Source organism: Roseobacter sp. GAI101, from assembly GCF_000156335.1.
Classification (GTDB): Bacteria; Pseudomonadota; Alphaproteobacteria; order Rhodobacterales; family Rhodobacteraceae; genus Sulfitobacter.
This window is the reverse complement of sequence record NZ_DS999213.1, coordinates 2,143,251-2,164,517: the sequence shown is the minus strand read 5'-3', so window position 1 is coordinate 2,164,517 and position 21,267 is coordinate 2,143,251. Positions and strand designations below refer to the sequence as shown.

Annotated in this window: 24 protein-coding genes; 12 read left to right on the top strand and 12 right to left on the bottom strand. The window is 57.7% G+C overall.

Annotation, left to right across the window (positions count from 1 at the left end; genetic code table 11):
• Nucleotides 1-3: 3 nt before the first annotated feature.
• The 8 genes from sucD to RGAI101_RS10025 all read right to left on the bottom strand — a co-directional run bounded on the left by sucD (nt 4) and on the right by RGAI101_RS10025 (nt 6,281).
• Nucleotides 4-891, bottom strand: coding sequence for a succinate--CoA ligase subunit alpha (sucD, locus tag RGAI101_RS10060; RefSeq protein ID WP_037227931.1), 888 nt, complete (start codon nt 889-891; stop codon nt 4-6).
• A gap of 160 nt (nt 892-1,051) precedes the next feature.
• On the bottom strand, nt 1,052-1,552 hold the full coding sequence (locus RGAI101_RS10055) for a hypothetical protein (protein ID WP_008229227.1): 501 nt from the start codon (nt 1,550-1,552) through the stop codon (nt 1,052-1,054).
• Entirely contained in the window at nt 1,552-1,845 is a 294-nt protein-coding gene (locus RGAI101_RS10050; RefSeq protein ID WP_037227929.1) for a hypothetical protein, read from the bottom strand. Before RGAI101_RS10050 ends, RGAI101_RS10055 begins: the two co-directional genes overlap by 1 nt.
• A gap of 24 nt (nt 1,846-1,869) precedes the next feature.
• A complete protein-coding gene (sucC, locus tag RGAI101_RS10045; RefSeq protein WP_008228686.1) occupies nt 1,870-3,063 on the bottom strand; it encodes an ADP-forming succinate--CoA ligase subunit beta in 1,194 nt (397 codons plus the stop codon).
• Nucleotides 3,064-3,588: 525 nt separating this feature from the next.
• Entirely contained in the window at nt 3,589-4,626 is a 1,038-nt protein-coding gene (locus RGAI101_RS10040; RefSeq protein WP_008227778.1) for a MaoC family dehydratase, read from the bottom strand.
• Entirely contained in the window at nt 4,627-4,830 is a 204-nt protein-coding gene (locus RGAI101_RS10035; protein ID WP_037227927.1) for a DUF1737 domain-containing protein, read from the bottom strand.
• 31 nt (nt 4,831-4,861) lie between these two features.
• Nucleotides 4,862-5,419 carry an NnrU family protein gene (locus tag RGAI101_RS10030; RefSeq protein ID WP_008228076.1) on the bottom strand — a complete coding sequence of 186 codons (558 nt, stop codon included), beginning with the start codon at nt 5,417-5,419 and terminating at the stop codon, nt 4,862-4,864.
• 4 nt (nt 5,420-5,423) lie between these two features.
• Nucleotides 5,424-6,281, bottom strand: a complete 858-nt coding sequence (locus RGAI101_RS10025; RefSeq protein ID WP_008229284.1) for an HpcH/HpaI aldolase/citrate lyase family protein — start codon at nt 6,279-6,281, stop codon at nt 5,424-5,426.
• 270 nt (nt 6,282-6,551) lie between these two features.
• Between RGAI101_RS10025 and RGAI101_RS21910 the strand changes: the two genes are divergently transcribed.
• Entirely contained in the window at nt 6,552-6,698 is a 147-nt protein-coding gene (locus RGAI101_RS21910; protein ID WP_157044673.1) for a hypothetical protein, read from the top strand.
• Here RGAI101_RS21910 and RGAI101_RS10020 read toward each other — a convergent pair.
• A complete protein-coding gene (locus tag RGAI101_RS10020; protein WP_008225910.1) occupies nt 6,695-7,447 on the bottom strand; it encodes a sulfite exporter TauE/SafE family protein in 753 nt (250 codons plus the stop codon). The genes RGAI101_RS21910 and RGAI101_RS10020 overlap by 4 nt on opposite strands.
• Nucleotides 7,448-7,587: 140 nt before the next feature.
• Between RGAI101_RS10020 and RGAI101_RS10015 the strand changes: the two genes are divergently transcribed.
• The 11 genes from RGAI101_RS10015 to RGAI101_RS09965 all read left to right on the top strand — a co-directional run bounded on the left by RGAI101_RS10015 (nt 7,588) and on the right by RGAI101_RS09965 (nt 17,859).
• Nucleotides 7,588-8,535, top strand: a complete 948-nt coding sequence (locus tag RGAI101_RS10015) for a PRC-barrel domain-containing protein (RefSeq protein ID WP_008226071.1) — start codon at nt 7,588-7,590, stop codon at nt 8,533-8,535.
• Nucleotides 8,536-8,725: 190 nt separating this feature from the next.
• Complete coding sequence (gene mdh / locus RGAI101_RS10010; protein ID WP_008228589.1) at nt 8,726-9,688, top strand: malate dehydrogenase; 963 nt, start codon at nt 8,726-8,728, stop codon at nt 9,686-9,688.
• 539 nt (nt 9,689-10,227) lie between these two features.
• On the top strand, nt 10,228-10,611 hold the full coding sequence (gene sdhC / locus RGAI101_RS10005; protein ID WP_008227999.1) for a succinate dehydrogenase, cytochrome b556 subunit: 384 nt from the start codon (nt 10,228-10,230) through the stop codon (nt 10,609-10,611).
• Between the two features lie 11 nt (nt 10,612-10,622).
• Nucleotides 10,623-10,994 (top strand): succinate dehydrogenase, hydrophobic membrane anchor protein, encoded by a 372-nt coding sequence (gene sdhD / locus RGAI101_RS10000; protein ID WP_008226558.1) that lies wholly within the window; start codon nt 10,623-10,625, stop codon nt 10,992-10,994.
• A 31-nt stretch (nt 10,995-11,025) separates the two neighbouring features.
• Entirely contained in the window at nt 11,026-12,831 is a 1,806-nt protein-coding gene (gene sdhA / locus RGAI101_RS09995; protein WP_008229017.1) for a succinate dehydrogenase flavoprotein subunit, read from the top strand.
• A gap of 224 nt (nt 12,832-13,055) precedes the next feature.
• The gene (locus tag RGAI101_RS09990; RefSeq protein WP_037227924.1) at nt 13,056-13,391 is read left to right on the top strand and encodes a hypothetical protein; all 336 of its coding nucleotides are present in this window, start codon (nt 13,056-13,058) and stop codon (nt 13,389-13,391) included.
• 26 nt (nt 13,392-13,417) lie between these two features.
• Entirely contained in the window at nt 13,418-14,209 is a 792-nt protein-coding gene (locus RGAI101_RS09985) for an FkbM family methyltransferase (protein WP_008226263.1), read from the top strand.
• 53 nt (nt 14,210-14,262) lie between these two features.
• The gene (locus RGAI101_RS09980; protein WP_037227917.1) at nt 14,263-15,042 is read left to right on the top strand and encodes a succinate dehydrogenase iron-sulfur subunit; all 780 of its coding nucleotides are present in this window, start codon (nt 14,263-14,265) and stop codon (nt 15,040-15,042) included.
• Between the two features lie 46 nt (nt 15,043-15,088).
• Complete coding sequence (locus RGAI101_RS09975) at nt 15,089-15,307, top strand: hypothetical protein (protein ID WP_008228734.1); 219 nt, start codon at nt 15,089-15,091, stop codon at nt 15,305-15,307.
• Nucleotides 15,308-15,367: 60 nt separating this feature from the next.
• Nucleotides 15,368-17,020 carry an FAD-binding dehydrogenase gene (locus RGAI101_RS09970; RefSeq protein WP_008225182.1) on the top strand — a complete coding sequence of 551 codons (1,653 nt, stop codon included), beginning with the start codon at nt 15,368-15,370 and terminating at the stop codon, nt 17,018-17,020.
• On the top strand, nt 17,017-17,859 hold the full coding sequence (locus RGAI101_RS09965) for an urea carboxylase-associated family protein (protein ID WP_008225836.1): 843 nt from the start codon (nt 17,017-17,019) through the stop codon (nt 17,857-17,859). Before RGAI101_RS09970 ends, RGAI101_RS09965 begins: the two co-directional genes overlap by 4 nt.
• Nucleotides 17,860-17,936: 77 nt before the next feature.
• Here the strand turns inward: RGAI101_RS09965 and deoD are convergent, their stop codons facing one another.
• The 3 genes from deoD to RGAI101_RS09950 form a co-directional block, all read right to left on the bottom strand.
• A complete protein-coding gene (deoD, locus tag RGAI101_RS09960; RefSeq protein WP_008227924.1) occupies nt 17,937-18,647 on the bottom strand; it encodes a purine-nucleoside phosphorylase in 711 nt (236 codons plus the stop codon).
• Between the two features lie 107 nt (nt 18,648-18,754).
• Entirely contained in the window at nt 18,755-19,075 is a 321-nt protein-coding gene (locus RGAI101_RS09955; protein ID WP_008227246.1) for an H-NS histone family protein, read from the bottom strand.
• Between the two features lie 86 nt (nt 19,076-19,161).
• The gene (locus RGAI101_RS09950; RefSeq protein WP_302621178.1) at nt 19,162-21,225 is read right to left on the bottom strand and encodes a protein meaA; all 2,064 of its coding nucleotides are present in this window, start codon (nt 21,223-21,225) and stop codon (nt 19,162-19,164) included.
• Between the last annotated feature and the right edge of the window lie 42 nt (nt 21,226-21,267).

The window sequence follows — 21,267 nt, the reverse complement described above, 5'->3', positions numbered from 1 at the left end:
GTGTTACCCTTTGTTGATGGCTTCCTGGACGGCTTCGCCCAAGGTCGCAGGGCTGTCCGCAACCACGATGCCTGCTTCGCGCATCGCGTTGATCTTGGATTCCGCGTCACCCTTGCCGCCGGCAACGATGGCACCGGCGTGGCCCATGCGGCGACCGGGAGGGGCCGTGCGACCGGCGATGAAGCCAGCTGTGGGCTTCCAACGGCCCTTCTTTTTCTCGTCTGCCAGGAACTGCGCCGCTTCTTCTTCGGCAGAGCCGCCGATTTCACCGATCATGATGATCGAATGAGTTTCAGGATCGGCGAGGAACATTTCCAGGATGTCGATATGCTCGGACCCTTTGATGGGGTCGCCACCGATGCCGACGGCAGAGGATTGGCCAAGGCCCAGATCAGAGGTCTGCTTGACCGCTTCGTATGTCAACGTGCCGGACCGCGATACAACACCGCAGGACCCGCGCTTGTGGATGTGGCCGGGCATGATGCCGATCTTGCAGGCATCGGGCGTGATGACGCCTGGGCAGTTCGGCCCGATCAGGCGGGATTTCGACCCGTCCAGCGCGCGCTTGACGCGCATCATGTCCAGCACCGGGATACCTTCGGTGATGCAGACGATCAGTTCCATTTCGGCGTCGATCGCCTCAAGGATACTGTCGGCGGCGAAGGGGGGCGGCACATAGATGACGGTCGCGTTTGCGTCAGTCACGTGGCGGGCTTCGTGGACAGAGTTGAACACGGGCAGGTCCAGATGCGTCTGGCCGCCTTTGCCGGGGGTCACACCGCCGACCATCTTCGTCCCATAGGCAATCGCCTGTTCGGTGTGGAATGTCCCCTGCGAGCCGGTGAGGCCCTGACAGATCACTTTGGTGTTTTCGTCTACGAGTACGGCCATGAGGCCCTCCTGTCTTGCATGAATACGCACGAGATGTGCGTGGTATATTTAGAAAGTCGCGGCCGTGTAGGGCGCGTCTTGTGAAGGTATTGATCTGGATCGGTATGCGGCGGTCAGGCCTGTTTTGAAAACCCGCAGCAAGGATGGATGTCGCAGCATATTATCCACCCTTCCCTGGCTGCCCGAGACCGTCAAACAAACGATCAACGGCCATGAAGGTTTTGGTGTCCCGCTGTCCGACATGCACGACGGCCACACGTCCGGCCAGTAGTTCCCGCCCTTCGATCAAGGCTGTGCCGGCCAACGCTTGATGTGTGTCGGGCAACGGGATTTGCGTGCCGAAAACCGGAGGTGTCGCCATTTGCTTGCGCAGCCCCGTGATGGCGTCGTCGGTGTGATCCCCCGCGAAAGAGACTTCGCAGCGACGTTCGACGCCCTTGGGCAGATCTTGCGAGACCGGTTCAAGCGACACGTCCCAGAACACCAGATCAAAGGGCAGGGGGGAGCCTGCGCTACGCTCCATATTGGAGCGTATGCTGCTTTCCGTCTGGCCAGCCTTGAAGCACCACGCATTGAACGCAGCAATTGCCGCGTTCTGCCCTTGGGCCAATGCCGGGGTGCCAAGCGCGAGGCCGGCCAAAAGAAAAGCAGTCAATCGCATCAGTATAGCGCATCTTTGTCATCGACGAGCGCATCAAGCGCGCGAATGGTCACGAGGCCAAGGCCCATGATCATCAACGACCGCCCGATGGAGCCTGTCAAATTACTGGGCAGTACACTTGCCAGACCGTCCCGCGACTTGCGCGCGGCGCGGCGGACACCACTGTCGTTGCGGTCAAGGCCATCCGGTTCGGGCAAGGCCAAGACCGACGGCTGGATCTGGCGCAGGGCCAGTCCCGCGCCAACCAGTGCCAAGCCCGCCAACAGAGGCGATGTGCGAGGGGAATTATCCATCGGTCTTTCCTTTACCCTAATGCCTTAGCCTTTGACTGCTTTAACGATCTTCTGTGCACCGTCTTTCAGATCGTCGGCAGCAATCACATCAAGGCCGGAGTTCTTGATGATCTCTTTACCCTGCTCAACATTCGTGCCTTCCAGACGGACGACCAGCGGAACCTTCAGGCCCACTTCCTTGACCGCGGCGATCACGCCCTCGGCGATGACGTCGCAGCGCATGATGCCACCGAAGATGTTGACCAGAATGCCTTTGACCTGCGGGTCGGAGGTGATGATCTTGAACGCCTCGGTGACTTTTTCCTTGGTCGCACCGCCACCAACGTCAAGGAAGTTGGCTGGTTCAGCGCCATAAAGCTTGATGATGTCCATCGTGGCCATCGCCAGACCGGCACCGTTGACCATGCAGCCGATTTCACCGTCCAAAGCGATGTAGTTCAGATCGTACTTGGACGCTTCGAGTTCCTTGCTGTCTTCTTCGGTGGTATCGCGCAGCTCGGCGATGTCGGCGTGACGGTACATGGCGTTGCCGTCAAAGCTGACCTTGGCATCCAGCACCTTGAGGTCGCCGCTGTCGGTCACGATCAGCGGGTTGATCTCGAGCATTTCCATGTCTTTGTCGGTGAAGGCTTTGTACAGCTGACCCATCAGGGTCACGCACTGCTTTACCTGCTTGCCTTCAAGGCCAAGCGCAAAGGCGACGCGACGGCCGTGAAACGGTTGGAAGCCCGTGGCCGGGTCAACGGAAAAGCTGATGATCTTCTCGGGTGTCGACTCGGCGACCTCTTCGATGTCCATGCCGCCTTCGGTCGAACAGACAAACCCGACGCGAGCGGTCTGGCGGTCGACCAGCAGCGCAAGATACAGTTCGGTTTCAATGCCCGAGCCATCTTCGATGTAAATGCGGTTGACCTGCTTGCCGGCGGGGCCGGTCTGGTGCGTGACCAAGGTGCGGCCCAGCATTTTCTTGGCTTCTTCAGCGGCTTCCTCGACGGATTTCGTCAGGCGCACGCCGCCTTTTTCGCCAGCGTCGGCTTCTTTGAAAGACCCCTTGCCACGCCCACCGGCGTGAATCTGGGCCTTGACCACCCAAAGGGGGCCATCCATTTCGCCAGCGGCATTTTTCGCGTCTTCTGCTTTCAGCACGACGCGACCGTCGGATACTGGCGCGCCGTAGCTGCGCAAGAGGGCTTTCGCCTGATATTCGTGGATGTTCATGAAAAACGGTCCCGTTTTTTGTTCCAGTCAAATCGCGGTATACGATTTAGTCTTGATACTGGGTAAACAGTTTTTTCGGGAAATACAGGATTTTCCAAACAAAAGCGACATTTGTGATCACACGTATTTATCGTGTGATCACAAAATATCAAATGTGGTAAGAGAATCACTTGTTTGTTGGCGCACACGTCGGCCCTCATAGGGCAATTTGACGCAAATGCGGTTTAAATTCACCGCAAATTATGGCGCTCGGCAAGGAGGGGTCGCACAAGGTCACGGGCTCACCACAAGGCGCGAAGGTGGTCATCAATGCTACAAACAGGGTTAGAAATATGTCAAACGTGGCAACCACAGAGCGGGTTTCATGGCCGGTAACAACATCTATCCGCACCGATATGGATCGGACTGGTTGCCGGGGCCCGCTTCGAACGGTTGGTCGATGTGCGGACCCGGCTTGTACTGATTTAACAGCTGTGTGTCTGCTTGGTCAGCAAGCCTTTGTATGCACGAGCAAGAGCAGTGATTTCACTTTGGCATCAATGCCCAGTAATCCAGGTCCAGCAGCACATCGGGCAGGTACTTGCCATCGTCACCCTTCAGCTTGAACGGATCGCCGCCCTTGGTTGCCACCAACCGCAGCCGGATCGCACCGACGCCGGGGGCGGATGTGTCGGCCTTGTCCAGAACTTCGGACCATGCACGGACGGTGTCACCCGACAGACAGGGGTTCGCATGGGCCCCGCTGTTCAGCCCGACGATCATTTGCGCATTGGCCAAGCCGTTGAACGACAGCGCACGCGCCATCGAAATCACGTGGCCCCCGTAGATCAGCCGCGACCCGTCGGGGCGCGCCGAGGTGTCGAAATGGACCTTTGCTGTGTTTTGCCACAGTCGGGTGGCCATCATATGTTCGGCTTCTTCGATCGTGACGCCGTCAACGTGGTCGATTTTTTCACCTACCTCGTAGTCGTTCCAGCGGTGCGGTTCGCCGGCCAGGGTGAAGTCGTAGTTGCTGAAATCCAGATCGTCGGGAATATGCAACTGCCCGACGCTCAGCGCTTTTGGCAGGTTCGGCACGACTTCGGCAGGGGCCGGGGCGTCGAAGTCGCGTTTGCGCACCATTACCCAGCGTACATACTCGAGCACCTTGGTATCGTCCTGGTTAAAGCCAGCGGTACGTACATAGACCACGCCGGTTTTCCCGTTCGAATTCTGTTTTAGGCCGATCACTTCGGATACTGACCGCAGGGTGTCGCCAGGCCAGACGGGGGCCAGCCAGCGGCCTTGGGCATAGCCCAGATTGGCAACGGCGTTCAGTGACACATCGGGCACGGATTTGCCGAAGACGATGTGAAAGGTGATCATGTCGTCCATCGGGCTGAATGGCAGGCCGCAGGTTTGGGCGAATTGATCGGACGAGTAAAGCGCGTGTCGTGCCGGGTAAAGCGCATGATACAAGGCGCGTTCGCCGCCCTTTACGGTGCGGGGCACCGCGTGGTTCAGGGTCTGTCCGACTTTATAGTCTTCAAAAAAACGGCCCGCGTTGGTTTTCGTGACGGCCATTCAATGCGCCCCCAGCTTGGTGTCGGGCGTATAGGTGCCTTCGACTTCCTTGGTGACGGCCTGACCGCAGCGCATCACACCTGCGGCGGCGTCGAATGTCTGGGTGGGGGTGCCGTATAGTTCCCAACCCTTGTTCAGGGCATCGGTGACCTTATGACAAAAGGCGGAGGTGTCCTCTTCGGACAGGAAACGGTAAAGTTTCATGCGGGTACTTTCAGGTTAGGGGCGGACTGTTTCAGGGGAACGGCGAGACGCCAAGCCACGTGTGGATGCCTATGACGATGACCAGCACGACGGCCGTGATCACGACGAGGCGGATATAGGTCGCCTTGCCTGCGGCGGGGGGCGGTGTCCAATTCGGTTCGGCCTTGTTGATCAGGATGACGGATCCGACAGCCCAGGCCAGCATGCCGCCAAACAGGATGATCGACGCAAGGTCACCGTTCACCAGCAAATGCGCGACGGCCCAGATTTTCACTGCCATCAGTTGCGGGTGGCGGGTCTTGTTGGCGGGCCAGGCCTTGGCACCTTTGGCAGCGCTTGACCCGTAGACCCAGAACGCCAGAACCATCAGCAGATTGTTGACGTGGGTCAGGAAACTGGGCGGATACCAGACGTTGATGAACGCCGCGCCGCGGTAGCCGATGATGATCATCACCAAAGCCACCACAATCGCCACGGCAATCATGCCTTTTCCCTTGTTGCCAAGAGCGGCGCGTTGGTCGGGCATCAGTCGCCGGAAATAATGTGCACCGACCCAAAGGATCATGCCGAGGATCAAAAGTGCCATCATGGGGCTACTCCGCTTGTAGGGCCGCGATTGCGTCCAGTTTTGCCAATGTTTCGCGTGCGGTTGCAACATGCAGATTTTCCACGATGCGGCCGTCCACGACTGCTACACCCTGACCTGTTGCCTGCATTTCGTCAAACGCTGCGATCTGGCGGCGGGCAAGGTCTGCTTCGGCCTCTGACGGTGAGAACGCTTCGTTCGCCACGTCCAGCTGTGCAGGGTGGATTAGTGTCTTGCCGTCAAAACCCATGTCGCGGCCTTGGTCACATTCAACGCGGTGGCCTTTGTCGTCCTTGAAGGCATTGTAGACGCCGTCGATGATCGCGATCCCGTAGGCCTTGGCCGCCAGCACGCACAGGCCAAGACCGGTCAACAGAGGCAGGCGGTCAGCGCGGACGCGGGTTTGCAGATCCTTGTTCAGGTCATTGGTGCCCATGACCATGCATTGCAGTTTCGGATGTGCGGCGATGGCGGCGGCGTTCAACATCGCGCCCGGGGTTTCCATCATGGCCCACAAGGGAATGTCGCCGGTGATTGCGGCAAGTGCGTCCAGATCCGCGGGGCTGCCGACCTTGGGCAATAGAATAGCATCGCAATCCATCGTCGCGGCGGCACGGGCGTCGTCCGCGCCCCATTCCGTGTCCAGCCCGTTGATGCGGATCACTTTGTAGCGGCTGCCATAGCCCCCGTCTTTCAGTGCCTGTGCCAGCGTTTCGCGCGCCGCACTTTTTTCTTCGGGGATCACGGCATCTTCAAGATCAAAGATAATCGCATCAGCAGGCAGGCCGCGCGCTTTGTCCAGGGCACGGTCCTTCGAGCCGGGGATATAGAGGACGGAGCGTAAGGGGCGGGTGATTTTCGACATGATGTGAGTCTCCGAAGAAATAATGTTGCGCGCAGGTCTGCATTTTTAGATGAAAACTTCAAGTCCAAACCCGCCGCAGCGCAGCAATAATAGGGTGCTGCCTATTGTCTCGGTTGAGTTAACCAAAAATTCAACTTGGATGCCCAAAGTCCGAATGGTTGCGATTGGCGTTGGTTTTTTGCTATCAGGTGGGTCGCATGTGGGCGTCCCGAAAGCGTTGTCGCCCTTTGATGGTGTATCCTCAAAGGGCCTTCAGGACAGGAGGGTTGTATGGCGAAGTTCCACAAGCTGTTTCAATTGGCCGCTTTGACTGCCGCCGCCGCCATCGTCATCGCGGCGACGCAGGATATCGGGTTGGTGCAGGGGGAAAGCACACCTGAACAAGGTCTGGCAAAAAGCAAGGCGCAGGCAAGTTAGGTCAGCCCGTCCCAGATCAGCTTGGTACCCGTGACCATAAGTAAGAGGTAGGTGATGCCAAAGAACACCTTTTGCGAGATCAGCCTGTGCGCCTTGACGCCGATCCATGCGCCCGCAATTGCGAATGGTGCCAGAAGCAGGTCCGCCGTCATCGTTTCCATCGTGAAAATCCCGAGAAAGGCATAGGGCACGAATTTGACGGCGTTCAATGTCCAGAACAAAAGGACTGTGGTTGCCTGATATTGCGTTTTGCTCAGGTTGCGCGACAGAAGGTAGACGGCGGCCGGGGGGCCACCGGCATGACTGACAAAGCTGGTGAACCCTGCGACCGCGCCCCAGAACAAACCGGCAGAGCTTGGCAGGCTGCGTTTTCCAGCTGCGATCCATCCCGTGCTTCGGCCCAATTGCCAGATCACGAAACCCACTGATATTCCGCCGATCAGCAGACGAAAGAAATCGGGTGACGCGATCTTGTACAAAAGCGCGCCCAAGATGACGCCCGGGACTCCGCCAGCGACAAGCAACTTTACCTCGGACGCGCCCCACTTGCCCCAATAGGGTCTGAGCGTCGATACATCGATCAGCATCAAAAGCGGCAGCATGATCCCAAGGGCCATGCCCGGTTCAATGACCAACGCCAGGATCGACGCGCTGGCAAAAGCGGCACCGGATCCGAACCCGCCTTTCGAAATGCCGGCGAAAAGAACGGCGGGGCCAGCGATGCAGAAAAACCAGAAATCCAGCGTCATCGTTTCATGTCTTTGAGTCTGTCCGCGCGAAATAAAAAGAGTTGAAAAAAACCGCACCCGTTTGGAACGAAATCACGAGATCGTGGTTAATACTACAACCGGGCGATATTCGCACGGACCTCAAAACGGAGTAACCAGTAATGAAACGTATTCTTGGAACAACAGCTATCCTTCTTTCTCTCTCGGGCGCAGCATTTGCTGAATCCCACACCTCTGCAGGGTTTGGTACCACAACTGCTGAACAATCTGATTTTTTCGCTTCCGACCTGATCGGCATGCGCATCTATAACTCCGAAACCGAAGTTGACGGCAACGCAAAAATCGCAGACGGCGCAGAAGCCGAATGGGATGACATCGGCGAAATCAACGACATTCTGCTGGACGAAAACGGCGACGTGAAGGCCGTTATTCTGGGCGTCGGCGGTTTCCTTGGTATGGGCGAACGTGACGTAACCGTCAGCATGGACGCCATCAAAGTTGTCATGGAAGAGGGCGATTCGAACGATCGTTTCCTAGTTGTAACCACTTCCAAGGAAGAGCTTGAGCAAGCCCCCGAATTCGACCGCGCCATGGACGATGATGTTGCAGCGGCTGCCGAAGAGGTAGACCAAGCGACAGACAAGGCCGCAAAAGAAGTTGACCAAGCCGCCGATGAGGCTGCCAAAGAGGTAGACGAGGCCGCAGACAAAACAGAAGCCGCAGCTGAGAACGCTGAAGCTGAAGTTGAAAACGCTGACGCGGATCAAGAGCGCGCCATGCTGGCCCGCCCGACAGCCGAATATGAAGGCTTTGCAGACGCCAACATGGAAGAAATGCAGGGTCTGACAGCAGAAGAGCTGGAAGGTACTTATGTCTACGGTACAAACGATGAAACCGTTGGTGAAGTGGGTGCACTCGTTCTGGACGATGCCGGTAAAGTAACCGCAGTTGTGATCAACGTTGGTGGCTTCCTGGGTCTGGGCGAAAAGCCTGTTGCCGTAACTTGGGACGAACTTCAGGTCCTGAAAGAAACCGATGGCGATGACTTCCGCATCTACATCGACAGCAACAAAGAAGCGCTGGAAGCTCTGCCAGAATACCAGGACTAATTCGCTAACGCGCGATTAATACTGGCTCGCAAGGGCTGAGCAAGACAAGAAAATGGGCCATTTCCAACCGGGAATGGCCTATTTTTATGCGTTTATTCACCTTCGATACGCCAAGGTTCATGCGCAACTTGCACGGTGAGAAGCTTTTCGCTATCCCCTGCCTCAACGCAACCTTGTCGGAGAATACCACATGGCCAGACCCAAAATCGCGCTTATCGGCGCTGGGCAGATCGGGGGCACACTTGCCCATCTTGCAGCAATTAAAGAACTTGGCGACGTCGTCCTGTTCGATATTGCCGAAGGCGTGCCGCAAGGCAAAGCGCTGGATATCGCAGAATCGGGCCCTTCGGCCAAGTTCGACGCCACCATGAGCGGCGCGAATGATTATGCCGATATCGCCGGTGCCGATGTGTGCATCGTGACTGCCGGTGTTGCCCGCAAGCCGGGGATGAGCCGTGATGACCTGCTGGGCATCAACCTCAAGGTCATGAAATCCGTCGGCGAAGGTATCGCGGCCCATGCGCCGAATGCATTCGTAATCTGCATCACCAACCCGCTTGATGCGATGGTTTGGGCCCTGCGCGAATTTTCAGGTCTGCCCCATCACATGGTGTGCGGCATGGCCGGTGTGCTTGATTCGGCACGCTTCCGCCACTTCCTCGCGACTGAATTCAATGTCTCGATGAAGGACGTGACCGCGTTCGTTCTGGGCGGGCATGGTGACACGATGGTGCCGCTTACGCGCTATTCGACCGTCGCCGGTATCCCATTGCCTGATCTGGTAAAAATGGGCTGGACCTCGCAGGAAAAACTGGACGCGATCGTTCAGCGCACCCGTGACGGCGGTGCCGAAATCGTTGGTCTGCTCAAGACAGGTTCCGCGTTCTACGCACCTGCGACTTCCGCGATCGAGATGGCAGAAGCCTATCTTAAAGACCAAAAGCGCGTGCTGCCTTGCGCCGCCTATGTTGACGGTGCTTACGGTCTTGATGGTTTCTACGTCGGTGTGCCAACCGTGATCGGTGCCGGTGGCGTCGAGCGTGTTGTCGAGATTTCGATGGATAAGGAAGAGCAGGCGATGTTCGACAATTCCGTCAACGCTGTCAAAGGCTTGGTCGATGCATGCAAAGGCATTGATGGCTCCTTGAGCTGATAAGAAGACGCAGCAGGCGAGGCGATTGGCAAAACCTTTTTGCATTGATCGTGACCGCCTGCTGCACACGCCCCGACGAAGCAGCGCCACCCGCAGACCGTCAGGCAGACAAGATTTCCCGTCATTTAACAGCTAAGACCGGTATGCCTTGCAGCTTTTGCTGCGCTGTTGTGTCCCTGTGTCGTTCCTCAAGTTTCAGCACTTTCTTATCGCTCGAGCTTCAATCGGGCAGAGGCGGAAATCCATCTTGAGCCGTAAAAGCCAAGTTACATACACACGGGCACCGTCGAAAAGCGTTCAATGCACGCCCATTAAAGCATCGGTAGCAATTGGTGCCGTAAAAGATATTGAATGCACTATAGCGCGAATTTTGTGATCACAGCCGAAAAATCCGTGATCACAAATTAGGTTACTTTTAGGATTTTCGGAGGAATTTGCCGCAAAAACCCTTAAACGACGTGCAAAACAGACGTCTGCGCGTGACAGCACAGAAAATACCGCTATCTATAGGCTCAATTAGACGAGAAAAGGAATCCATCATGGCTGATGTGAACCGGGGCAACCGCCCGCTGTCACCCCATCTAACGATCTATCGCCCTCAATTGACCTCGATGACGTCGATCCTGACACGCATCACCGGCAACGCGATGCTGGTTGCTGCGTTGTTGATCGTGTGGTGGTTCCTCGCGGCGGCCACATCCCCCGAGGCATTCGCGGCGGCAAACGGTTTCATCACCAGCTGGTTTGGTGATTTGATCATGTTCTTCTCTCTGCTCGGTCTGTGGTATCACACACTGGCGGGCATCCGGCACCTGATCTGGGACAACGGCTATGGGCTGGACATTCAGACGGCGGAAAAACTGGGGTGGGCCGCCTTGGTGGGCTCCGTCCTGCTGACCATCATCACCGCGCTGATCATCTGAGGGGGATAGACATGGCTTATTTGACAGACCGCAAACGCGCCGTCGGCATGGGGTCGGCAAAATCCGGGACCGCGCATTTCTGGGCGATGAAAGTCAGCTCGGTTGCATTGCTGATCCTGATCCCCTTGTTCGTCTTTACTTTTGGTGCGGCACTTGGTGGCACCTACGAAGAGATTTTGGCCTATTACGCCAAGCCTTTTCCTGCATTGATCGCAGCCCTCACGATCGCCGTTGGCTTCAAGCATTTCAACGACGGTGTGCAGGTGCTGATTGAGGACTATGTTCATGGGCTGTCGCAGAAAGTCGCGATCATCCTGATGACCTGCCTCAGCTACGGCGCAGCGGCGGCTGGCGTGTTCGCCATCATCCGCCTCGCGCTTTAAAACAAGAATTCGCTACACGGGAGACCGAGACATGGCTGCATATGACTATGAGACGCATGAATATGACGTGGTTGTCGTGGGGGCTGGCGGTGCCGGTCTGCGCGCGACCCTCGGCATGGCCGAGCAGGGGCTGAAGACAGCCTGCGTTACCAAAGTATTCCCGACCCGCTCGCACACGGTTGCCGCACAGGGCGGCATCGCGGCGTCGCTGTCCAACATGGGGCCCGACAACTGGCAGTGGCACATGTATGACACGGTCAAAGGGTCTGATTGGTTGGGCGATACCGATGCAATGGAATACCTTGCACGCGAAGCGCCAAAGGCCGTTTACGAGCTTGAGCATTACGGCGTGCCGTTCTCGCGCACTGAAGCAGGCAAGATCTATCAGCGGCCCTTTGGCGGCCACACCACCGAATTCGGTGAAGGCCCCCCCGTGCAGCGCACCTGTGCCGCCGCGGACCGGACCGGCCATGCCATTTTGCACACGCTTTATGGTCAATCGCTCAAGCACAACGCGGAATTCTACATCGAATATTTCGCGATTGACCTGATCATGTCTGATGATGGCGTCTGCCAGGGTGTGCTGTGCTGGAAGCTTGATGACGGTACAATGCACCTGTTCAGCGCCAAGATGGTCGTTCTGGCGACAGGCGGCTATGGCCGCGCCTATTTCAGCGCGACTTCTGCACATACCTGTACAGGCGATGGCGGCGGCATGACTGCACGCGCCGGTCTGCCCCTGCAAGACATGGAATTCGTTCAGTTCCACCCCACCGGTATCTATGGCGCAGGCTGTCTGATCACCGAAGGGGCGCGGGGTGAAGGTGGCTATCTGACCAACTCCGAAGGCGAACGCTTTATGGAGCGGTACGCGCCGACCTACAAAGACCTTGCCAGCCGCGACGTTGTTTCGCGCTGCATGACGATGGAGATTCGCGAAGGCCGCGGTGTGGGAGAGAGCAAGGATCACATTCACTTGCACCTGAACCACCTGCCAAAGGAAACGTTGGATCTGCGTTTGCCTGGTATTTCTGAATCCGCGCGCATCTTTGCCGGTGTAGATCTGACCAAGGAACCTATTCCGGTACTGCCAACCGTTCATTACAACATGGGCGGCATCCCCACGAATTACTGGGGCGAGGTGCTGGCACCCACGGCGGACAAGCCTGACAACGTGTCACCCGGTCTGATGGCCGTTGGTGAAGCCGGCTGCGCGTCGGTTCACGGTGCCAACCGTCTTGGATCGAACTCGCTGATCGACCTCGTGGTCTTTGGCCGCGCTGCCGCGATCCGTGCCAAGGAAATCGTCGATCCTTCGACACCTGTGCCAACCCCGAACACGCGGTCGATCGAAGCGGCGTTCAGCCGGTTCGATGGTCTGCGCTATGCCAAGGGGCATGTTGCAACTGCTGAACTGCGCCTTGAGATGCAGAAAACGATGCAGGCCGATGCTGCCGTGTTCCGCACGGACAAGACGCTGAACGAAGGCAAGGTCAAGATGGACGAGGTTGCAGGCAAGATTTCCGACCTCAAGGTGACGGATAAATCCCTAGTCTGGAACTCCGACCTGATGGAAACCCTCGAGCTGACCAACCTGATGCCGAATGCGGTGGCGACAATCTCGGCTGCTGCGGCACGCAAGGAAAGCCGTGGGGCACACGCTCACGAGGATTACCCCGATCGCGACGACGAGAACTGGCGCAAGCACAGCCTTGTCTGGTTCAAGGGCAACGAGGCGACGCTGGGCTACCGTGGGGTGCACCTGCAACCGCTGACAAGCCATAACGACGGCGGCATCGACTTGAAAAAGATCGCGCCCAAAGCGCGGGTTTATTGATCGAATGACGGGTTTTACCCAAGGCATCAGCCCTACTGAATGCGGCAGTCCTCTGGGCCTCCGCATGGCTGTTGCCTTGCGGAGGAACGTAATTTTAGCGGCGGCCCTGTCATGACGGGGACGTCGAAGGCTTGCTATGCGGCTTATTGTGACCTCTGCAAGGTGCAGGTGGGTCACGTGAGCGATGCACGGGTTTGTCGCAGCGATCTTGGAAAGCGGAGCGTATGAAACAGGTTTTAGCCATAGTTGTTCTTTTTGCTTTGACAGCCTGCGATCAGGCATCGCAGCGCGTGGATACCCTTGCGCGCGAAAGCGCCAAAGGCGTCGTATCCCAAACGATCGCTACCCGTTTCCCGCAGGTCCCAAAACAAATGATTACCCCCTTTACCGATTGCATCATCGACAATTCCGACGCGATCGAGATTCGGGTTTTCGCCAAGTCGGCCGTGATGGGGGTCGATGACACAACCGTCGCAACCGTCCGCACGGTATTGTCGCGTCCTGAAACCGTGCGATGCCTGTCGCAATCGACCTTGGGCATGACTGGGACGCTGGGGTGATGAGCGCTGTGCATGGAACCTCAGATATGATGGACCAGATCAAAGCGGCCGACATGGACACGTTGCGTGACCGTTTTCGCAACGGAACGTCCAAGGAACGCGCTGCGATCAATGCTACACTCTCCCCTGTCGAAATCGAATTCGCGGACATCCGGATGGTGGTCGACCCGCGTGATAATTACACAGAAACCTGTATCTGGCTGGAAGGATATCCGCCCGAACTGAAATCGCTATTGGCCTTGGTTCAATTGGTCGAAGACCGTAATGTTCTGGTTCTGGATATTGGTGCGAATTGCGGGGCGTTCACCATTCCGCTTGGCCTGGCCAGTGGTGACGGCTCCCGAGTTGTCGCGTTTGAGCCGAACCCCGTGATGATCGGACGGCTGGCGACCAACATCCAGCTAAATGATCTGCATAGCAAAGTTCGCATCGAAGGCTGTGCCCTGTCCGACCGCGATGGCGAAGCGGTCTTGAACTTTCGGGGCCATAACTATGGGCAGGCGTCGCTCAAGCGGGTTCAGCCGCGCCAGCGCACCGGCGGGCTGCTGGTGCCGACGCGCCCCCTTTCGGCCTTCACCGATGCTGCAAAGAATCACGATCTTACCGTAATCAAGATCGACGTGGAGGGGGCCGAGGAAGTCGTGCTGAACCCGATGCTTGATGGCGCGGCAGACGGTGGATGGCTGCCCGATGCGATCCTGATCGAAGTGCGCCACGCCCACCAATGGCAAACCGATCTTTGTGCAAAAATACTGGCCGCTGGGTTTGAAGAAACCTTACAGGCCGAAGGCAACGCGCTTTACATCAAAAAGAAGTAAGCGCCTGAATTGAAACGAAAAGGGCTGCGGCCCACCAGACCAGGAGAAGCGATATGGTTCAACTCACGCTCCCCAAGAATTCCCGGATGACGACCGGTAAGACGTGGCCCAAGCCCGAAGGTGCCAAAAACCTCAAGCAGTTCCAAGTCTACCGTTGGAATCCTGATGATGGCAAGAACCCGGCCATCGACACCTATTTCGTTGATATGGACACCTGCGGTCCGATGATTTTGGACGCGTTGATCAAGATCAAGAACGAGATTGACCCGACACTGACCTTCCGCCGGTCCTGCCGCGAAGGGATTTGCGGATCCTGTGCGATGAACATTGACGGGATCAACACGCTTGCATGTACCTACGGCGTCGAAGAGGTCAAAGGTGCGGTGAAAATCTATCCGCTGCCGCACATGCCAGTGGTCAAGGATCTGATCCCGGACCTCACGCATTTCTATGCGCAGCATGCGTCGATCCAGCCTTGGTTGGAAACCGAAACGCCCGCGCCTGCGAAAGAGTGGAAGCAGTCGATTGATGACCGTGCCAAGCTGGATGGTCTTTATGAATGCATCATGTGTGCGTGCTGTTCGACATCTTGCCCCAGCTACTGGTGGAACGGTGATCGCTACCTTGGGCCAGCAGCTTTGCTGCACGCGTACCGCTGGTTGATCGACAGCCGTGACGAGGCCACAGGCGAACGTCTGGACGATCTTGAAGACCCCTTCAAGCTGTACCGCTGCCACACGATCATGAACTGCGCCAAGACGTGCCCCAAGGGCCTTAATCCCGCAGCCGCGATTGCGAATATCAAGAAAATGATGGTCGAACGGACCGTTTGATTGTAAATGCCCATCCCGCCTCTCGCGGGATGGGCCATAGAATGCCATGCATATTATCCTCGGCCTCCTGATCGCTTTTGTCATCGTCGCGTATTTTGCGCGGCGCAACAAAGGCACGCGGGGATGCCGTTGGCGTCAGGACACCGCGCGCGACAAGGGTGCGTTGCACTTCTATCGCTGCGCCGCCTGTGGGGCCGAAGCCTATACCGCGACCAAAGGTCCCCCACGCGATTGCAAGGCCAAAGTGGCGTCGCGCCCATTGTAAAACGCGGCCCCTCGACAGCGCAACGCATCGTGGTTTAGCGTTGCCGGGCGCGGGGGGATCATGGCCGATCAAAACTTCAAAGCAGATGTTATCGTTGTGGGGGCGGGGCTTGCCGGAATGGTTGCCGCCCACGAGGCCGTGTTGCGCGGGCGGCGTGTATTGCTGGTTGATCAGGAAGGTCCGCAAAGCCTTGGCGGGCAGGCTTTCTGGTCCCTGGGGGGCTTGTTCATGGTCGATACCCCCGAACAGCGCCGCCTTGGTATCCGGGACAGCGCGGAATTGGCCCTGACGGACTGGATGGGGTCGGCCCAGTTCGACCGCGAGCAAGACGCAAACCCGCGCGCCTACGCAGAACGCTTTGTCGACTGGGCGGCCGGCGGTATGCGCCCCTGGCTGCACGGCTTGGGCATGCGCTGGTTTCCCGTTGTCGGTTGGGCCGAACGGGGCGGGGCGTTGGCGGGCGGCCACGGCAATTCGGTGCCGCGGTTTCACATCACCTGGGGGACAGGCACGGGCGTCGTCGCGCCCTTTGCCAAGCTGATGCAAGAACATGTACTGGCGGGTAAGGTCAAACTTGCATTCCGGCACCGTGTGACCGCGCTTGACGTCACCAATGGCGCTGTCAGGGGCGTTACAGGCGATGTACTTGAGCCAAACACGGCACCGCGCGGTGAAAGCACAGGGCGGACGGTCGTGGGCGGTTTTAATCATCAGGCCGAGGCGATTGTCCTGACCACCGGCGGGATCGGGGCGAACCATGACCTTGTGCGCAAGCATTGGCCGGTTGACCGTCTGGGCCAGCCCCCAAAGCGCATGATTTCCGGCGTTCCCGACTATGTGGACGGCAAGATGCACGCCATTGCCGCCGATGCAGGGGCCGGACTGATTAACGAAGATCGCATGTGGCATTATTGCGAGGGGGTCGAAAACTGGAACCCCATCTGGCCCAATCACGGCATTCGCATTCTGCCGGGACCGTCTTCGATCTGGCTGGATGCCAAGGGCGACCGGATGGAGGCCCCCTGCATGCCCGGTTTCGATACACTGGCCACGCTGAAACGCATTTTGCACGCCGGCGACCACAGTTGGTTCATCCTGACCCAAAAGATCATCGAAAAGGAATTCGCCCTGTCGGGGTCTGAACAGAACCCGGACCTTACCAACGGCGGGTGGCGCGATGTTCTCAAGGCGCGGCTTGGGAAAGGGGCGACGCCTGCAGTCGAAGCGTTCAAGGAAAAGGGCGCTGATTTTATCGTGGCGGACAGGCTCGAGGACTTGGTCGCGGGCATGAACCGGTTGACCCCTGAGCAGCCGTTGGATCTGGCGGATGTGCGCGGCCAGATTTCGGCACGGGACGGGCAACTGGCCAACCCCTTTGCCAAGGATGCGCAAATCACAGCCATCCGAGGCGCGCGCGCCTACCGGGGGGATCGGCTGATCCGCACGGCCAAACCCCATGCAATACTCGACCCCCAAAACGGGCCGCTTATCGCCGTGCGGCTGAACATCCTGACACGCAAAAGTCTGGGGGGGCTGCACACGGACATGCAGGGTCGCGTGCTTACCCCGACCGGAGCCGTACTCCCGGGACTATTCGCAGCAGGTGAAGTCAGCGGTTTCGGCGGCGGCGGTTACCATGGTTATAACGCGCTTGAGGGGACATTTCTGGGCGGTTGCCTGTTCTCCGGACGCATAGCAGGACAAAATACATGATGGAACCTGAAGACGCCGCCGCGCGCCGCGCGGTCAAACCCGTGATCTGCTATCCGGTTGATACACTGCCCGTGCCGGATATGGCTGCCCTGACACGCGCGCGCGCGACACTGACCAAGGTGGACGAAGTGCTTGTCCCGGCGCGTGATGCGCGATGTTTTTCTGTCCCGGCGGGCCATTTTTTCCGCATCAGGTCGGTGGAAGGACCGCAAGTCGGCGATTTGAACCTTTGGGCGGAAAACGACCTGACCGAACGATTTTATTCCGGCAAGACCCGCGCGCTGCATGGGACCCATATCACGACAGGACAGCGCATGTGGTCGAGCTTCCCTCATCTGCGGCCCATGGCGACGATCACGCATGATACGCTGGAATGGTATGGCAAGGACGCGTTCGGCGGATCTGTTCATGACGTGATCGGCACGCGCTGCGACCCCTATACGCATAATCTTCTGGCGGGGGGACAGTATCATCAATGCTGCCATTCCAATCTTGTCCGTGCCTTGGCTGCCCACTTGGATGTCCCGCCCCTACAGGCAGAGCCTCATGTCCATGACGTTCTCAATGTTTTCATGTGTACGGGGTTTACGCAGGACACAGGGCAATACTTCATGAAAGCCAGCCCCGTCCGGCCGGGAGACTACCTCGAGTTTTTTGCCGAGATCGACCTGCTGGGGGCACTTAGCGCATGCCCAGGGGGGGACTGTTCGTCCGAACATTCTTCAGACGCGGCTGCCTGTCATCCGCTGCTGGTTGAAATATTCGCCGCCGATCCGGCCGTTTTGGAAGGGATCAATTTAGCCCCGCGCAACCATTACGACCGCAGCCACGGCACCTGACATTCGGTTGGTGCCGCAGCCCTTGTTTTCCAAATGGACTTAAATCCCCCGCGGAGCGTCCAGAGCCATCGACGCGATCAGACGTCCGCGAAAGCCGCTTCCAGCGCGATTTCGACCATATCGCCAAAAGACCCTTCACGGTCTGCCGCCGAAAGCGCTTCACCGGTTTGTAGATGATCGCTGACGGTCAGCACGGCCAATGCGCGCCGCTTGTGGCGGGCGGCCAGCGTATAGAGCTCTGCCGCCTCCATTTCGACGCCCAAGATACCATGGCGTGTCATCTGCTCGTCCAGATCCGGGCGCTCGGCGTAAAATACATCTGACGAATAGATGCCGCCTACATGGGTCGTGGTGCCCATTGCCTCTGCCGCCGCGACGGCAGCCCGCAACAATGACCAATCCGCACAGGGCGCATAATTCATTTCGCGAAATATTCCCGAAGATGGTGATGTAATGGTGGTCGCGGTCATGGCAATGATGACGTCCCGAATGCCGACATGTGGCTGCATACCGCCACATGACCCAATACGGATCAGCGTTTTGGCGTCATATTGTGTAATCAATTCATTCACATAAATCGAAAGTGACGGCATCCCCATGCCTGATCCCTGAATTGTCACCCGGTGCCCGTTCCAGGTTCCCGTGAAACCCAACATGCCACGCACGTCATTCACAAGCTTTGCATCTTGCAGGAAATTCTCCGCTGCCCATTTCGCGCGATACGGATCGCCCGGCATTAAAACAGTTTCGGCAATATCGCCGGGTTTTGCACCAATATGAATTGTCATGGGACGCCTTAATAAGTTGTTGGGGATATTAAAAAAGGAGTTTCACGTTTGCACGGAAAACTCCTTTTTAGTCTGGATCATGATGCTGGATCTATGCCGATGTCGGCTTAAACCAGCAAGTCGTCCGGTGAAACGCCTTTGGCAACCATCTCGCGATACCAATTTGGCTGGCGTCCTTTTCCCGTCCAGGTTTGGGAAGGGTCTTCCGGATTGGCGTATTTCGCAGGTGCCTTGGTTGCCGCCGGTTTCTTCCCGGTTGTGCCGCCGGAAACTTCATCCAAAGAAAAGCCGAATTGTGCCGCTGCTTTTTCTGCTGCTTTACGTGCTTCAACGCGGTCACGTTGGTAAGCCGACTTGATTGCCTTTTTCACATCTTCCAAGAGCGTCTCGAGCTCTTTATGGGTCATGCTGTCAAGATTGATTGTCATTTTGCTATTCCCTCTCTCGAAAAGCGTGATGTCGCCTTACTCCAAAAGGAGCGATAAAAAAAGAGAGTAAATAATTCATGACGTTATTATTCGGCCGCAACTGTTTGCGGATCTGCCAATGTGACGATGTCCTGCATGATGGTATTCAATTCGAAATCTTTCGGCGTATAGACGCGCGCTACACCCATAGCGAGAAGACGTTTTGAATCGTCGTCAGGAATAATACCCCCCACAATGAGAGGAATATGTCCAATACCGGCGTCACGCATTTGTTTCACCAAATCTTCTACCAGCGGTATATGGGATCCGGAAAGAATAGAAAGCCCGACAACGTGGTGTTTGCCCGCGACAGCCGCCGCGACGATCTCTGACGGCGTGAGGCGAATACCCTCGTAAGAGATATCCATGCCGCAATCGCGCGCGCGCACGGCGATTTGCTCCGCACCGTTGGAATGGCCATCCAGGCCGGGCTTGCCCACCAGAAAGCTCAGGCGTCGGCCAAGGCGCGTGCTGACGGCATCAACCGCTTCGCGCAGGGTATCCAGCCCTTCGGTCTTGTTGGAACGGCCCGTGCCGACCCCGGTCGGCCCACGATATTCGCCATGGACGGCGCGCATCTGTGCAGCCCATTCGCCTGTGGTCACGCCAGCCTTTGCTCCTGCAATCGAAGGCTCCATCACGTTGCGCCCTTCGGCAGCCGCTGCGCGCAAATCGGCAAGCGCCTTGTCCACCGCCGCCTGATCGCGGTTCGCGCGCCATGTATTCAGACGGTCGATCTGGTCGGCCTCCACGGCGGGGTCCACCACCATGATGCCGCCATCGCCGGTCATCAGAGGGGACGGTTCGCCTTGTTGCCACTTGTTCACACCCACCACGATCGTCTCGCCGGCCTCGATCCGGCCCAGACGGTCGGCGTTGCTTTCCACAAGTCGTGATTTCATATAATCGATGGCCGAGATCGCGCCGCCCATGCCATCCAGATTGGCCAGTTCGGCGCGCGCGCCTTCCTTCAGCGCTTCGACTTTGCGATCCACGGCAGGGTTGCCATCGAACAGATCGTCGAATTCCAACAAATCCGTTTCATAGGCCATGATCTGCTGCATCCGCATCGACCATTGCTGGTCCCACGGGCGCGGCAGGCCAAGCGCTTCGTTCCATGCGGGCAGTTGCACAGCGCGGGCGCGGGCGTTTTTCGACAGGGTCACGGCCAGCATTTCGATCAATATGCGGTAGACGTTATTTTCGGGCTGCTGTTCCGTGAGGCCAAGGGAATTCACCTGCACGCCATAGCGGAAGCGGCGGAATTTCGGGTCTTCGACACCATAGCGTTCCAGACAAATTTCATCCCATAGGTCACCAAAGGCGCGCATTTTGCACATCTCGGTGACAAATCGGATGCCAGCGTTAACGAAGAAAGAGATCCGCCCGACCAGCATCGGAAAGTCCTTTTCCGGCACGCGTGGGCGCAGGGCATCCAGCACGGCGGTCGCGGTGGCAAGGGCGAAGGCCAGTTCCTGTTCCGGCGTGGCACCGGCCTCTTGCAGGTGGTAGGAACAGACGTTCATCGGGTTCCATTTCGGCACGTTGGTATAACAATACTCGGCAACATCCGCGATCATCTTGAGGCTGGGCGCGGGGGGGCAGATATAGGTGCCGCGGCTAAGGTATTCCTTGATCAGGTCGTTTTGCACCGTGCCTTGAAGGGCCGAGACATCAGCGCCCTGTTCCTCGGCCACGGCGATATAAAGCGCCAGCAGCCAAGGGGCCGTCGCGTTGATCGTCATGGAGGTGTTCATCTGGTCCAGCGGAATATCGCGGAACAGCATTCGCATGTCCCCCAGGTGGCTGACGGGCACGCCGACCTTGCCGACTTCGCCCCGTGCCAGAATGTGGTCGCTGTCATAACCGGTCTGCGTGGGCAAATCGAAGGCCACCGACAGTCCGGTCTGGCCCTTTAACAGGTTGGCGCGGTACAGCGCATTCGACGCCTCTGCGGTCGAATGTCCGGCATAGGTGCGGATCAGCCAGGGGCGGTCTTTTTGCGGATGCGACATGGGGCGGCCTCTCGTGAATCGGTTGCGTAATAATCTTGCGTTGCGTGACTGATACTTGAAACAATCGGGCGGTGTCAATTCGCTGCGTTGCGGCATTGTCGACCGAACGATTGGCTTGTGTCCAGTTCATTCCAGTCT